Annotated in this window: 13 protein-coding genes; 2 read left to right on the forward strand and 11 right to left on the reverse strand. The window is 71.9% G+C overall.

What is annotated here, in order from left to right:
- Positions 1-249: 249 nt before the first annotated feature.
- Positions 250-1278, forward strand: coding sequence for a LuxR C-terminal-related transcriptional regulator (locus AC5P1B_RS04735; protein ID WP_493884924.1), 1029 nt, complete (start codon positions 250-252; stop codon positions 1276-1278).
- Between the two features lie 96 nt (positions 1279-1374).
- Here the strand turns inward: AC5P1B_RS04735 and AC5P1B_RS04740 are convergent, their stop codons facing one another.
- Positions 1375-2217 (reverse strand): 4'-phosphopantetheinyl transferase family protein, encoded by an 843-nt coding sequence (locus tag AC5P1B_RS04740; RefSeq protein ID WP_493884926.1) that lies wholly within the window; start codon positions 2215-2217, stop codon positions 1375-1377.
- A gap of 768 nt (positions 2218-2985) precedes the next feature.
- Here AC5P1B_RS04740 and AC5P1B_RS04745 point away from each other — a divergent pair.
- On the forward strand, positions 2986-3243 hold the full coding sequence (locus tag AC5P1B_RS04745) for a hypothetical protein (RefSeq protein WP_493884928.1): 258 nt from the start codon (positions 2986-2988) through the stop codon (positions 3241-3243).
- A 201-nt stretch (positions 3244-3444) separates the two neighbouring features.
- Here AC5P1B_RS04745 and AC5P1B_RS04750 read toward each other — a convergent pair whose 3' ends face one another.
- From AC5P1B_RS04750 to infC, 10 genes are all read right to left on the reverse strand, one after another.
- Positions 3445-3975, reverse strand: coding sequence for an NUDIX hydrolase (locus AC5P1B_RS04750; protein WP_493884930.1), 531 nt, complete (start codon positions 3973-3975; stop codon positions 3445-3447).
- A gap of 54 nt (positions 3976-4029) precedes the next feature.
- Complete coding sequence (locus tag AC5P1B_RS04755) at positions 4030-5367, reverse strand: NsdA family TPR-like regulatory protein (protein ID WP_493884932.1); 1338 nt, start codon at positions 5365-5367, stop codon at positions 4030-4032.
- Positions 5368-5453: 86 nt separating this feature from the next.
- Positions 5454-6743 (reverse strand): PP2C family protein-serine/threonine phosphatase, encoded by a 1290-nt coding sequence (locus AC5P1B_RS04760; RefSeq protein WP_493884934.1) that lies wholly within the window; start codon positions 6741-6743, stop codon positions 5454-5456.
- A 384-nt stretch (positions 6744-7127) separates the two neighbouring features.
- A complete protein-coding gene (gene pheT / locus AC5P1B_RS04765; protein WP_493884936.1) occupies positions 7128-9665 on the reverse strand; it encodes a phenylalanine--tRNA ligase subunit beta in 2538 nt (845 codons plus the stop codon).
- Positions 9665-10798: a phenylalanine--tRNA ligase subunit alpha gene (gene pheS / locus AC5P1B_RS04770; protein WP_493884938.1), complete on the reverse strand. Its 1134-nt coding sequence runs from the start codon at positions 10796-10798 to the stop codon at positions 9665-9667. The genes pheT and pheS overlap by 1 nt, the downstream gene beginning before the upstream one ends.
- Before the next feature lie 188 nt (positions 10799-10986).
- On the reverse strand, positions 10987-12165 hold the full coding sequence (locus AC5P1B_RS04775) for a sensor histidine kinase (protein ID WP_493884940.1): 1179 nt from the start codon (positions 12163-12165) through the stop codon (positions 10987-10989).
- 39 nt (positions 12166-12204) lie between these two features.
- A complete protein-coding gene (locus AC5P1B_RS04780) occupies positions 12205-13077 on the reverse strand; it encodes a TrmH family RNA methyltransferase (RefSeq protein WP_493884942.1) in 873 nt (290 codons plus the stop codon).
- A 241-nt stretch (positions 13078-13318) separates the two neighbouring features.
- Entirely contained in the window at positions 13319-13702 is a 384-nt protein-coding gene (gene rplT, locus AC5P1B_RS04785) for a 50S ribosomal protein L20 (RefSeq protein ID WP_493884944.1), read from the reverse strand.
- A gap of 113 nt (positions 13703-13815) precedes the next feature.
- Positions 13816-14010 (reverse strand): 50S ribosomal protein L35, encoded by a 195-nt coding sequence (rpmI, locus tag AC5P1B_RS04790; RefSeq protein WP_493884946.1) that lies wholly within the window; start codon positions 14008-14010, stop codon positions 13816-13818.
- Positions 14011-14139: 129 nt separating this feature from the next.
- Positions 14140-14787 carry a translation initiation factor IF-3 gene (gene infC / locus AC5P1B_RS04795; RefSeq protein ID WP_493885412.1) on the reverse strand — a complete coding sequence of 216 codons (648 nt, stop codon included), beginning with the start codon at positions 14785-14787 and terminating at the stop codon, positions 14140-14142.
- Between the last annotated feature and the right edge of the window lie 272 nt (positions 14788-15059).

Here is a 15059-nt window from a genome sequence, read left to right on the forward strand (position 1 = left end):
ACCGGACACAAGGCATCAGCCACCAACAGACCTTGACGATAACAAGATTAGCGCGGGACAGTTCCACTTTCCCCCCATGGAGGAACCTTTGACGTCGCTCATGCGTACCCGGCGCGTACGGTGATGGGCAGTACACACTTGCCAGCCGACGGCAACACTCTGCCCAACGCTTCGAGGCATTACCAAGAAAATGACGATGACTTAAAGTTGCAGAGCAGCAAGTGCGCGGAAGAAGGGGGAAGCGGGGGGATGTCCGCAGCCATCAGTGGCGACCCGCCATTCGCGGAGTTGGACGACGCGAGCGCGGCAGCTTACCGGCACGCGGTCCAGCTGGGCCGCTTCCACCGCCATGAGATCGCGGCAAAGCTCTGCCTCACAGCCGACGAGGCCGCCCGCATCGAGCGCGTCCTCTGCCTGATGTGCCTGCTGCACCCGGCGCCAGGCGACCCCGACGTGCTGGTGCCGGTGAGCCCCGACGCGGCGGCCGTCGAACTGGTCGGGTCGGCGGAGAACCAGATCCGGGACCTCCAGCACGCGGTCACCGAGGTGCGGGCGCAGATGCTGTCGCTGACGCCCGCGTACTACGACGGGCGCCGCGAGCGGAACCGGATGGAGGCGTTCGACGTCGTCTCCGACGTCGCGACCGTGCAGTCGCTGCTGGACGAGCTGAGCGAACGCTGCCGCAGCGAGGTGCTGACCGTTCAGCCGGGCGGCGCCCGGCCCGCGCACGTCCTGACAGCGGCACGCAAGGTCTCCCTCGGCATACTCGACCGCGGTGTGCGGATGCGCACCGTCTACCAGCACTCGGCGCGCTCCGACCTCGCCACCCGCGCCTTCGTACGCGAGCTGACCGAGCACGGCGGCGAGTTGCGCACCAGTGAAGAGGTCATCGACCGGATGATCATTTACGACCGGGAAGTCGTCTTCCTCCCCGAGCACAATCCGGTCGGTCGCGAGCCGGGCGCCGCGATCGTGCGCGAACCCACCCTGGTGGCCTTCCTGTGTTCGGTCTTCGAGCATCTGTGGCGCGGCGCGACCCCGTTCCACCTGGGAAGCGTGGAGTCTGACCCGGTGACAGACGACCTCAAGCGATCGATCGTGCGGCTGATGGCGGAGGGGTACAAGGACGAGATGGTCGCCCGCCGACTGGGGATGTCGGTGCGGACCTGCCGCAGGCACATCGCCGAGATCATGGAAGAGCTGGAGGCCACCAGCCGCTTCCAGGCCGGGGCCAACGCGGCGCTGTCCAAGCTGCTCGCGCACCGGCACGACATCTGACGGAGCGGACAGCCGGTCATCCGGCCGGGCGTGCCGCGCGGGAGGGCGGACCGCTGCCCCGGCCCCTGCGGGGCACGGCGCCGCACAGCCGTGCCCTCAGGCGTTGGCTCCCGCGTCGGCCGTGACCGGCCACCCCGGTGGGCCGTGCGGCAGCGCGTCCGCCTCCTCCTCCGCTGCCGCCGCGGCGTCGAAGACGGCGGCGCTCACCCGGTATCCGCTGTCCAGGACGACGGAGGTGAAGGCCCACTCGTCGCAGCTGCCCGGGCTGCCGTCCGGCCGCTGCACCCGTACGGGGCCGCCGTCGGGCGCGAAGCCGAACTCGGCGAACCGGAACTTCATCGCCTGCCCGATCGCCTTGCTGTACGCCTCCTTGAGCGTCCACAGCCGGATCAGGCTGGCGTTGCGCTCGTGCTCCGGCAGGTTGGCCAGGGTGACCAGCTCGTACGGGGTGCACAGGTGCCGCCCGAGGCCGTTGCCGTAGAGCTTGCGGTCGGCCCGCTCGACATCCACGCCGATCAGCCCCCGCGTCGTCAGCCCGACCACCATCAGCCCCTCGGCGTGGCCGAGACTGATGTCGATCTTGTCGCAGCCGCGGAGGTAGGGCCGCCCCGTCGGCCCGTAACCGAGTTCGTTCGTACCCTGCCCGTCGTGCACGACGACCCGCGCCGCGTGGTTCAGCAGCATCCGGGACGCGGCGTACTCGACCCGCAGATCGGGGTGGGCCAGCGCGAGATAGCACGTCCAGTCGCTGCCCAGCAGACCGCGCAGCTCAGCGGCGGTGGAGACCTCCGGATGCCAGTCGGCCAGTCGAGCGTGCAGTAAGACCGTCCCGGAGCCGAGCAGTTCGGCGCGCACCTGGTCCCAGCCGGTGTGTTCGCCGACCACTTCGATCGGAGCACCGAGCGATGGACCTGGTCTGAAGCTCTCGGCGGCCGTCATAGCACTCCTCCAAGGGTGGGATGGCAGACAGGCAGGTCGCCACAGCGTACGGATATGTCCGTAAGGATGACCGCCGGCCGTGAATCGTTCCCCGCGGGAGACACCGCCCGTGCGGCAACGGCCGGGAGCGGGCCCCGGCGCGTCAACGGCGGGTTCTTCGCCGACCGGTGCGGCGTCGGCAGCGGGCACCTGGCGGTTCGGGCACCGCGCCCCCTTCCGTGTCGGGCCCAGCTCGGCGGGCAGCGTACGGCGCTGCCAAGCGAGTGGGCTCCGATGGTCGGCGCACCAGCTTAAGCAGTACTGAGGCCGGTCGGCCACAGGGGCGTTCCGGGGCGTTTCCTCGGCGCCGGGAGCGGATTTGGGGGTGGTGTGGCGTGGTGGCCCGTGCGCGGGGGCGGCTGCGCCGGTGACACCGCAGCCCGTCACCATGCCCGCGACCGCTGATCCGGAACCGGCGGCGGGGCCCGGCGGCGCCGCGCCACGGGCCGGGCGGGGGCGGGTGGAAGGGGGCGCGGAGAGAGCGGGGCGGTACGAGGCGACGGTCACCGTGTGTGGTGAGCGCGACAGTGCCGCCGACCACGCGCCCCCGGCTTTACCTCGTAGGTCAATCTGCCTTGGTCAACCCGGTGATGACGGAGGGTCATTCACACGGGGTGCGCGCGGGCAACCCGCATATACCGCGCGCACACGCTCCCATACAGCTGGCTACCGTGGTTCGCTCGGTTCGTTGACAACCGCACGGACGCATATGTGGAAGGGGAACAGACCGTGTCCACCGAGCCCGAGCAAGCCGTGGTAGCCGCGGAGCTCGCGGAAATCCGCCGAAATCTCGACGTCGGGGTAGCCCGCATTGACGGGCAACTCGCCCTCCTCGCTCAGCGCAGCGAGCAGAACGACCGAGACCTGACCGATGTGACCGAGCGGGTACGGGTGCTTGAGCACGGTCGATGGCCGCTGCCCTCCCTCGCCGCACTGACGGGAGTGTGCGCACTGGCGGTGGCCATATGGCAAGCCGCGGGCCACTGAGTGTGGCCCGCGGCGCGCCGCCGCGACGAGAGCGGAACAAGCGCGTACGAGCGTCACGGCGCACGCGCGAACGAAGATGCCAGCCGGTGGCCACCCGTGGCCAGTCCGGCCACCAGGCGCCAGAGGCCTCATGGACGACGGCGGCAGCGGCCGCGCCGCCCACCCCCGTCCCCCGCGCCCGCTCCGATACTGCCGGCCGGGTCAGCCCAGCCGTATGTGATGCAGGAGCAGCAGGGCGGCCGCCATGTTGGCGGCGGGCACCTCACCGCGAGCCAGCAGGTCGGGCACCAGCTTCAGCGGCACCCACTCCCTCCGGTCCGACTCGAAGTCGTCCTCGGGGGGCCCGACGTAGTCGGCTTCCTCGGCCCAGTAGATGTGGTGCCTGGCGTCCGTCAGGCCGTTGGACGGCTCCACGGACATCAGGTGCCGGAGCGGCCCGGGCCGCCAGCCGGTCTCCTCCTCCATCTCACGGGCGGCGGCGACGGCGATGTCCTCGCCGTCCTCGACGACTCCCGCCGCCAGTTCCCAGCCCCACTTGTCCGTGATGAAGCGGTGCCGCCACAGCAGCAACACCTCGTTCGCCTCGTTGACCACCGTGGCCACGGCGACGGGCCGCAGCCGGATCAGGTAGTGGTCGAGGTGGCGCCCATCGGGGAGTTGTACATCGGCCAGATTCACCTGGAACCACCGGTTCTCGTACACGGTCTGCTCCCTGAGGTTCTTCCATCGCACGGTCAGCCACCTTCCGCCGGGTAGGCAGCGACTCGACGGGAGCGGCCTTACTCCTCACAGCGGAACGCGCAGTGCCCCGTCGATCAGTTCGGCGGCCTCGGAGGTCGCGGCGCATCCGCTCTCGACGAGGTGCTCACGCACAGCTCGGAGCCGGTCCCGTAAGCGCTGCGATTCCATTCCGCTTGCCCGCTTCGCCATTTCCACCGCGGTCGCCCCCGCCCGGTCCGCGTCACCCTGGCGCAGCTCGATGTGCGTGAGCATCGCCAGCCGGTGTACCCGGCCCCGGTCGTGCGCGGGCGTGTCGACCGCGGCTGCGGCGTGTTCACGAGCTGCGTCCAGGTCGCCGAGGTTCAGTAACGCCTCGGCGACCTGCACGTTCACCAAGCCCGGCTGTACATAGCCGGTCTCGTCGGGCTCCTGCCCGGGGCGGATGCGCTCGGCGGCGTTCTCCGCCCGCCGGATACAGGACAGCGCCCCCGCGCCGTCGCCGAGCCGCGCGTACGCCTTGGCCTGCATGGCGTACAGATCGGCGGCGAGGGCCGGGGTGAGGTGGGGACCCGCGGCGCGCAACGCGGATTCGGCGAAGGCCACCGCCTGCCGGTGCTCCCGCATGTACAAGGACTGGTTGACCAGCAGTGCTATGACGTACGCGCCAAGTCCGCGGTCTCCGCTGGCTTTCGCGAGCCGCAGCGCCTGGTGGAAGTAGCGCTGCGCCAGGCCGTGCGCGTCGGAGTCGTACGCGCAGATTCCGGCGACGGCGACCAATCCGCCTGTCGCGCGGTGGAGTTGCCGCCCGGTGGGGTCGGGGTAGCTGCCCCGCAGCAGGGGGGCCGTCTCGGATATCAGGAAGCCGACCACGCGGGCCCGGGTCGCGACACCGCCCGCCTTGCGGTACATCTGCTCGTAGTGCGCGCGGGCCGCACGCAGCATCTGGATGTCGGACATGCTGACCCGGGTGAGCCCGTCGCGCGAGACGTCCGAGTCCTCGGGCGGGTTCTCCCACTCCCACACCGGGATCACCGCCGGGGTGCCGGTGACGGCCGCCGCCTTCACCACGTGCGGGCGCTGCTGCTCGTCCGATCGCCACAGCGCGGTGGCACGCTCGACGAAGCCGGACAGCGGCGTGGTGACCGCGCGCTGGCTGCCCGGAGTCCCCAGACCGATGGCGTCGAGGGTCATCGCACGGTGCAGGCGCTCGCCGAGGACCTCACAGATCAGGTCGGGCACTTGCCCCCGGGGGCGCTGCCCCTTCAGCCAGCGGGCCACAGCGGTATGTTCGTACCGCAGCTCCATTCCGCGCAGCCGGCCCGCCTCATTGACGTGCGCCGCGAGCGCCGCGTGGGAGATGCCGACCTCGTCCAGCACGGCGTCGAGCAGTGTGTTGGGCTCCATGCCGCCCTCCCGATGGCTGTCCGGTGAGTTCAGCGTAACGGAGCGGTCCGCACACGGGGTGTGAACGGCTGCCGGCCGCCTCCGCGCTACCAGAGCCGGGCGTCGCTCACCGGCACGGGAACGGGGGTCTGAGCAGGCACCCGCGTACGGTCGTTGCGCACCACCAGCAACGCGGCGTCGTCACCGAGCCGCCCGCCGGTGTGCCGCAAGAGCGCGGCCTGTACGCGCTCGACGACGGCCGCCGGGCTGACGGGCCCGCCGCGCGCCGCTTCCGACAACGCCCGCGCCAGCGGGAAGAAGTTGCCCCGCGCGTCCCTGACGTCCTCGGCGCCGTCCGTGTACAGCGCGAGCGCCTCCCCCGGCAGCAGCCGGGTGCAGCGCGTGACCCGCGGCTCGTCGGGCAGTGGGAAGAGACCGAGCGGCGGCATGCTGTCGCCGGGCGCCAGCTGCTGGACCCGCGCCCGGCCCGCCCGGCGGGTGACCAGGCGCCGCCCGCCGCGCCCCGCCGGGCGCCCCGCGCCGGGCAGGTGCGGCGCTGTCTGTCCCAGCAGCCGGAACGGCCACGGATGACCGCAGTTGAGGGCCATCACCTCGCCGCCCGGCCGCACCTCAAGGAGCAGGACCGTCACGAACTCCTCGGCGATCGGATGGTCGGGGCCGACCCCACCGGGGGCCGAGTGCTCGGCCAGCGCCAGCTCCCGCAGACGGCGCCGCAGGGCGCGCTCCAACCGGCGCAGCACGCCCGCGAGTTCGGCCTCGTCATGAGCCGCCTCGCGAAAGCTGCCGAGGACGGCGGCGACGGTGCCGAGCGCGGCGAGCCCGTGGCCGCGCACGTCGCCGACGATGATCCGTACGCCATGGGGAGTGGACAGCGCCTCGTACAAATCGCCGCCGACCACGGCGCCCCGGGTCGCGGACAGCTGGCCCCCGGCGACGGCGAGCCCGTCGAGGCTGGGCGGCAGCGGGCGCAGCAGCGCCGCCTGCGCCGCCACGGCCACGGCCCGGGTCCGTTCCAGTTCGCGCAGCAGCCGCTGTCTGCGGCGCGCGCCCAGGTAGCAGACGGCGATCACGACGACGATCGCACCGCAGGTGCCGAGCCGCGCGCCCACGCTCTGCTCCGCTCCCGCCGCGCCGACCGGCACCAGGGCGACCAGCGCGCAGGCCCCGCCGAGCACCACTCCGCGGCGACGGCCACCGGTCACGCAGGCGAGCGCGGGGACAGCGGCGAGCAGCGGCACGACGTGCGCGCCGGACGGGCTGGCCAGTTCCCAGAGCAGCACGCCGAGCGCCCACAGACCCGGCAGCGCGAGCGACAACGCCCGCCCGCCGCGCGACGCCGTCATCCGCGCGACGCCCACTGCCCTGGTTCCGATCATTCCGTCGGCCCCCCTACGCCCCGTGACGGCGGTCGGGCTGCCCCGGTTTCTCGCACGTGGGGGTTGCGCGACCGGGTCGATTGTCGCGACGAAGCCCGCTCGAATGACTATCTGCTGTGCGGATCTCACTCCATTGAGTGAGCCCGCTCCGACCTCCTCGCCGCGCACCTGGACATACGCCCGAAGGCGGTCGAGCCCCCGCACAACCGCGCGACTCGCGGTCCCGACAAGGCCCACACGGCTCGTCCGGCCACACCTTTCACAGCCGTACGGCCCTGCGGACCGGCTGGGCACGGCAATGGGGAGTGCCCCGCGCGTCGCGCTGGGCACTCCCCATCCGGCTCAGGCCATGGCCGCCGCGGTCAGGCGGCGGCCCGTGCCGCGTCAGGCGCCGCGGAGCACCGCCCCGGTGCGCTCGATCGCCGTGGCCACGGCGGCGTCCCGGGCGGCGGACGCCTCGTCGGCCGTCAGCGTGCGGTCGGCGGCGCGCAGGCGCAGGGCGTACGCCAGGGACTTCTTGCCCGCCTCAAGCTGCTCGCCGGTGAAGACGTCGAACAGGCGCAGCGACTCAAGGAGGTCACCGGCGCCCGAACGCAGCGCGTCCTCTACGACCGCCGCGGGGACCGAGGCGTCGACGACCAGGGCGACGTCACGGGTGGCCACCGGGAAGGCGGACACGCGCGGGGCGCTCACCGGGCCCGGAGCCGCTCGCTCAAGGCGGTCCAGCTCGATCTCCATCGCACTGGTGCGCTCGGGCAGCCCCAGCGCCTTGATGACCCGGGGGTGCAGCTCGCCCGCGTTGCCGACGAGCACCTCCTCGCCGTCCACGACGGCGAGCAGCGCGGCGCAGCGGCCCGGGTGCCAGGGAGCGTGCCGGTCCGGTCGGACGATCAGCTCGACACCCGCCTCGCGGGCCACCGTGCGGCCCGCTTCGATGGCGTCGCTCCAGCTCGCCGCGCGCCCCTCGCCCCACCAGCCGGCGCGCTCGCGCGCGCCGGTGAGGACGACAGCGGCGCGGCGCGGCTGCTGGGGCAGCGCGGCGTTGAGCGCGGCGATCTCCTCGTCGGTGGGACGCCGGTCGACGGGCAGCCGTACGGTGGCCGCCGCCGCCTCCTCGGGCGTCGCGACGGCACGGAAGACCAGACCCGTCTCGAACAGCGCGAGGTCGTGCTCGCCCCGCCCGTGGTTGCGCCGCAGCGCGCCGAGCAGACCGGGCAGCAGCGTGGTGCGCAGCACGGGCTCGGTGTCGGAGAGCGGGTTGACCAGCCGCACCACGGCCCGCCGGGGGTCGTCGGCGTCCAGACCGAGCTGGTCGAACACGTCCTCCCCGGTGAACGGGTAGTTCAGTGCCTCGGTGTACCCGGCGCCGGCGAGCGCCCTGCCGACCCTGCGGTGCAGCCGCTGGCGCTCGGTCAGGCCGCGGCCCGCGGGCGGCTGCGGCAGCGTGGAGGGCAGGTTGGCGTAGCCCTCAAGACGGATGACCTCTTCGGCGAGGTCGTTGGGGTCGTTGAGGTCGGGCCGCCAGCTGGGGGTGGTGACCATGAGCTCGTCCTGGCCGTAGACGTCGCAGCCGATCTGCTGGAGGCGGCGGACGACGGTCTCCCTGCCGTACTCGACCCCGGCGACCCGGTCCGGGTGGTCCGCGCTGACGCGGATGGTGCGCGGCCCGCTCGGCGCCACGACCTCGGTGACCCCGGCCTCCGCGGTGCCGCCCGCGAGGAGCACGAGCAGGTCGACGGCGCGCTGGGCCGCCGCTGACGCCGCATCCGGGTCCACGCCCCGCTCGTAGCGCCGGGACGCCTCGGAGGACAGCTTGTGGCGGCGGGCGGTGCGGGCGACGGAGACGGCGTCGAAGTGCGCCGCCTCGATGACGACGTCGGTGGTGCCGGCGGCCTCGCCGGAGGCGGGGTCCTCGGTGACGTCGGCGATCTCGGTGTCGGCGCCGCCCATCACCCCGGCGAGGCCGATGGGCCCGCTGTTGTCGGTGATGACCAGGTCCTCGGCGTCCAGGACGCGCTTGGTGCCGTCGAGGGTGGTGAGCTTCTCGCCCGCTGTGGCGCGGCGCACACCGATCGTCCCGTCGACCCGGGACCGGTCATAGGCGTGCAGCGGCTGGCCGAGTTCGAGCATCACGTAGTTGGTGACGTCGACGGTCAGCGAGATCGGCCGCATGCCCGCCTTCTGGAGCCGCCGTTGCAGCCACAGCGGGGAGCGCGCCTCGGGGGCGAGCCCGACGACGGTGCGTGCGGTGAAGCGGTCGCAGCCGGTGACGTCGTCGACCTGGACGGGGTAGCCGTAGCTGTTGGGTCCCGGTACGTCGAGGAGCGCCGGGTCCCGCAGGGGCAGTCCGTACGCGGTGGCGGCCTCGCGGGCGACGCCGCGCAGCGACAGGCAGTAGCCCCGGTCGGGAGTGACGGCGATGTCGAGGACCTCGTCGACCAGCTCAAGTAGCTTGATGGCGTCGGTGCCCACCTCGTGCTCGGGCGGGAGGACGATGATGCCGTCGTGGTCGTCGGACATGCCCAGCTCGCTGGCGGAGCAGATCATGCCTTCGGACGTGTGGCCGTACGTCTTGCGCGCGGAGATGGCGAAACCACCGGGCAGCTCGGCGCCGGGCAGCACGACGACGACCTTGTCGCCGACGGCGAAGTTGGAGGCGCCGCAGATGATGTTCTGCGGCTCACCGGTCCCGTTGGCGTCGCCGACGTCGACCTGGCAGTAGCGGATGGGCTTCTTGAAGCCCTCAAGCACCTCGATGGCGAGCACCTTGCCGACGACCAGCGGGCCCTTGAGCCCGGCGCCGAGCTGCTCGACGGTCTCCACCTCAAGCCCGGCGGCGACAAGCTTGGCCTGCACGTCGCGGCCCGTCTCGCCGACCGGCAGGTCGACGTACTCCCGCAGCCAGGAAAGCGGGATTCGCATCAGATCTCCATCCCGAACGGCCGGGTGAAGCGCACGTCACCCTCGACCATGTCTCGCATGTCCTCGACGTTGTGGCGGAACATCAGCATCCGTTCGATGCCGAACCCGAAGGCGAATCCGCTGTACTTCTCCGGGTCCACACCGCAGGCGGTCAGCACCCGCGGGTTGACCATTCCGCAGCCGCCCAGCTCGATCCAGCCCTCGGAGGAGCAGGTCCGGCAGGGGCGGTCAGGGTCGCCGACCGAGGCGCCACGGCAGACGTAGCACCGCATGTCCATCTCGGCGGACGGCTCGGTGAACGGGAAGTAGCTCGGCCGCAGCCGGGTGACCAGTCCCTCGCCGAACAGGGCGCGCACCATGTGGTCGATGGTGCCCTTGAGGTCGGCCATGGTCAGGCCCTCGTCGATGGCGAGCAGCTCGACCTGGTGGAAGACGGGGGTGTGCGTGGCGTCCAGCTCGTCCGTGCGGTACACCCGGCCCGGGCAGACCACGTAGATGGGCGGCTCGCGGTCCAGCATGGAGCGCACCTGGGCCGGCGAGGTGTGCGTACGCAGCACGACGCCCGACTCGGCGCCCTTCTCGGCACGCGCACCCTCGGACCGCACGAAGAAGGTGTCCTGCATGGCGCGCGCGGGGTGGTCGGGCGTGAAGTTCAGCGCGTCGAAGTTGAACCACTCGGCCTCGGCCTCGGGCCCCTCGGCTACCTCGTAGCCCATGGCGACGAAGATGTCCTCGATCCGCTCGGACAGGGTGGTCAGCGGGTGCCTGGCGCCGCCCGGTACCCGGTCGTACGGCAGGGTGACGTCCACTGCCTCCTCGACCAGCACGCGCTCGTCGCGCTCCGCTTCCAGCTCCTCCTGCCGCACCTTCAGCGCACGGTTGACCTCACCGCGCGCACCGCCGACGCGCTTGCCCGCGTCCGCCTTGGCGTGCGGCGGCAGCGCGCCGATCTCGCGGTTGGCCAGCGCCAGCGGCGAGCGGTCGCCGGTGTGCGCGACCTTCGCCTCGTGCAGGGCCGTGAGGTCCCCGGCCGCGGCGAAAGCGGCCAGCGCCTCGTCCCGCATCCGGGCGATCTCTTCCGGTTTCAGTGCCTCGACCTCGACTGGGTCGTAGGACTTGTTGGGTGCCGACATCTCTTCCCGTGCTTCCGATTGGCTGTGCTGCGCTTCGCCCCGCCTCGGCGCCTCGATCCGTCGTGGGTTGCCGAGCACACGTGGCTCGGCCGACGTTGTTGGTGCCAAAGGTGCCAAGGGCCGAGTCTACGGGGCCCCTGTGGTCGAAGGAGCCCGTAGGGGTCGCGAGGCCGGTGGCCGGGCGAGGGTCAGGCCAGGTGGGCCGGGGTCCCTACGGGCAGGCTGAATCGGAATTCGGCGCCGCCCGCGCGGGAGCGGCCGACCGTGATGGAACCGCCGTGCGCCTCGACGATGCCCTTGACGATATAGAGCCCGAGGCCGGTGCCACCGCGCTTGCTGCCGCGCCAGAAGCGGGTGAAGACACGGCCGATCGACTCCTCCGGGATGCCGGAGCCCTCGTCGCTGACGGTGACAGCGGTGCTCGGCACGGCGGCGCTCTCCACGGTGTGCCCTTCCGGCTGGCCTGTGACGGTCGCGGGTGTCACCTCGATGGTGACGGTTCCCTCACCGTGGCGCACCGCGTTTTCCAGCAGGTTGCCCAGCACCTGGTCGATCTTGTCGGGGTCGGCCCACAGATCGGGCAGCGGCTCCACGACCTTGATCAGGAACAGGTCAGGGCGCTGTCCGGCCGTGGTGTGCGCCTGGACATGCCGCCGCACGGCGGCGGCGATGTCGACAGGCTGGCGGCGTATCTCCAGGCGGCCCGAGTCGATGCGGGAGATGTCGAGGAGCTCGGCGATCAGCCGGGTGACGCGGTTGGCGTCGGCGTCGACGGTCTCCAGCATCAGCCGCTTCTGGTCGTCGGTGAAGCGCTCCCACTTCGCGAGCAGTGTCGCGGTGAACCCCTTGACGGAGGTGAGCGGGGAGCGCAGCTCGTGGGCGACGGTGGCGATCAGCTCGGCGTGGCTGCGTTCGTTACGGCGGCGGGCCTCGGTTCCGCGCAGCGAGACGACCAGCCGGTACAGCGGTCCGGTGGGCCGGGTGCGGACGTAGCGCGCGGAGACCAGCACCTCGCGTCCACCGGGGAGCAGGAGGTTCCGCTCGGGCTGGCCGACGCGGGTGGCGAGCCCGCCGTAGGGGTCGGTGAGGGCCCACCAGCGGCGGCCGTCGAGGTCCTCCAGCGGCAGCGCTGTCTCCAGCTGGCGGCCGACCGCGTCGGCCGCGGGGGTGTCGGTGATGCGGGAGGCGGCGGCGTTGAAGCAGGTCACCCGGCCTGTCTCGTCGGCGACGACGAGACCGTCGGGGAGGTCGTCGGGGTGCAGCCCCAGGGCGGCGAGATCGGGCGCCCACGTTCCGAAATCACCGGGCAGGCACGCTCCGGACGAGCGAGAGGCGGCCGCCGCGCCACCGGAAACCCTGACGTCCATTCCCGCACCCCCTCCCTGGCCCCCGGGTGCGTAACACTACTAGGTCGCGGTGACGGAGCGGCACCCTCCGGGCGCGCGCTGCGCACGGGCTGAGGCGTACAGGCACACGGCGGCGGCCGTCGCCAGGTTGAGGCTTTCGGCCTTGCCGTGGATGGGCACGCGCACCACCTCGTCGGCGAGTGCGCGGGTCTCCTCCGGCAGGCCCCACGCCTCGTTGCCGAAGACCCACGCGGTGGGGCCGCCCATGCGGCCCGTGTCGAGTTCGCCGTCGAGGTCGCGCTCCCCGGCCCCGTCGGCGGCCAGCACCCGTACCCCCGCCGCGCCCAGGCCGCGCACCACCTGCTCGATGGGCACGCCGACGGCGACGGGAAGGTGGAAGAGGGAGCCGACGGACGCCCGTACGGACTTGGGGTTGTACAGGTCCACGGAAGCGTCGGTGAGGATGACCGCGTCGGCTCCGGCGGCGTCGGCGCAGCGCAGCACCGTACCGGCGTTGCCCGGGTCCCGTACGTGTGCGAGGACGGCCACCAGCCGGGGCCTCGCGGCCAGGATCTCCTCGAACGGCGAGTCGAGGAAGCGGCAGACGCCCACGAGGCCCTGCGGGGTGACCGTCTGCGAGATCTCGCCGATCACCTCGTCGGTGGCGGTGTGCACGGGCACACCGGCCGCGCGGGCCGCCGCCACGATGTCGGCGTGCCGCTCGGCCGCTTCGACCGTGGTGAACACCTCGACGAGGATGCCGGGGGCGGCCGCGCCACCGGGGGCGTCGCGGTGCCGGGCGACCGCCTCGCGCACGGCCTGCGGTCCCTCGGCGAGGAACCGGCGTTCCTTGAGCCGGAAGGCGCGGCGGGCCAGACGGCGGGCGGCGGTGACGCGCGCGGAGCGCGGGGAGATCAGCTCGGCGGAGCCCATGGGGAGGTTTCTCACTTCTCGCGGGGCCGCGCGGCGCGCGGCGGCGGCCCTCACGACGGTTGGCGGCGGAGGCGGCACGCGACGGGTGGCGGGCGCCTGGGCGACCCGGTGGCCGGAACGGCCGGACGGCCCGTAACCGCCTGCCGGCTACCGACTGGCCGGTGGCGCGGTCTCGGCCGTAGGACAGCAGCGGACCCGCAGGCTGGGCCTGCGGGTCCGCTCAACGCTCTGGGGGCCTGGTTCAGGCGGCCTTCGGGGCGTTGACGTCGCTCGGCAGCGCCTTCTGGGCCACCTCGACGAGCGTCGCGAACGCGTTCGCGTCGTTGACCGCGAGCTCCGCCAGGATCTTGCGGTCCACCTCGACGTTGGCGGCCTTCAGACCCTGGATGAAGCGGTTGTACGTCATCCCGTTGGCGCGGGCAGCGGCGTTGATGCGCTGAATCCACAGCTGCCGGAAGTCGCCCTTGCGCTTCTTGCGGTCGTTGTAGTTGTAAACGAGGGAGTGGGTGACCTGCTCCTTCGCCTTGCGGTACAGGCGGGAGCGCTGGCCGCGGTAGCCCTTGGCCTGTTCGAGGATCGCCCGGCGCTTCTTGTGGGCGTTGACTGCCCGCTTGACGCGTGCCACTTGTTAACTCCTTGTACGGGGCTGGGGTCGACGGGACGACTCACTCAGCCCGGGATCGAATGGGTCCCGGTTACGGGTGGTGCCGCACACCCCGCCGAAGCGGGGTGGGGGCGTCACTTGCCGAGAAGCTTCTTGATCTTCTTGGCGTCGGCCGGGGCCACCTCGGTCTGGCCGGCCAGGCGGCGCGTCAGCGTGGACGACTTGTGCTCGAGAAGGTGGCGGCGACCGGCGCGCTGGCGCATCACCTTGCCGGAGCCGGTGAGCTTGAAGCGCTTGCTGGCACCACTGTGCGTCTTGTTCTTCGGCATGTCGCCGTTCTCTCCTCGTCGGTGGCGCTTCCGCCGGTCTTGCCGGCATGCGGAAGCGTCAGCTGGTTCAGGTTGTGGTCCGGGGCGGAACCCCGGGTGTGCGGCGGCCTCGGGCACAGGCCGCCACGGTCACGCCTCGGCGGGCTCCTCGGCGGAGGACTGCCCGGCAGACTCCTGCTCGGCGGACTCCTGCTCGGGGGCGACCCCTTGACGCTCGGCCTTGCGGGCGGCCTGCGCCTCACGGGCCTCGGCCATCGCCTCGGTCTTCTTCTTGTGCGGGCCGAGAACCATGATCATGTTTCGGCCGTCCTGCTTCGGATTCGACTCGATGAAGCCGAGGTCCTGGACGTCGTCCGCGAGCCGCTGGAGCAGTCGGTAGCCGAGCTCCGGCCTGGACTGCTCACGACCACGGAACATGATCGTGATCTTGACCTTGTCGCCCTGCTTGAGGAACCGGACGACGTGACCCTTCTTGGTGTCATAGTCGTGCGGGTCGATCTTCGGCCGGAGCTTCATCTCCTTGATGACCGTGTGCGCCTGGTTCTTGCGCGCCTCACGGGCCTTCATGGCCGACTCGTACTTGAACTTTCCGTAGTCCATGAGCTTGCAGACCGGCGGGCGGGCGGTTGCCGCCACCTCGACCAGGTCGAGGTCGTACTCCTGCGCAAGCTCCAGGGCTTTAGCAAGCGGGACGATGCCTACCTGCTCGCCGCTGGGACCAACGAGTCGCACCTCGGGGACGCGAATCCGGTCGTTGATGCGGGGCTCGGCGCTGATGGGGCCTCCTCAGTTGCACCACACGGCCGCCTGGCGGACAGCCGCGTAACGTCGTTTTCGGTGTGACCACCGTGCCGAGACGCACAAAACGCCCCAGACGGGACACAGGGGGGCTCCTCACACTCCGGGAGCACCGCTGCGGTCACACCGCGGGGCGCATCTAGGCAGTTCCGCGTCGTCCGTACGGAACGACGGGCTCTGCCTGACCGGGGACCCGCCAGCCTCAAGGGCCGACAAGGTGGGAGATCGGAGCCTCCACTTGTGGGCTGGGC

The sequence above is a fragment of the Streptomyces sp. A01 genome (assembly GCF_059026195.1).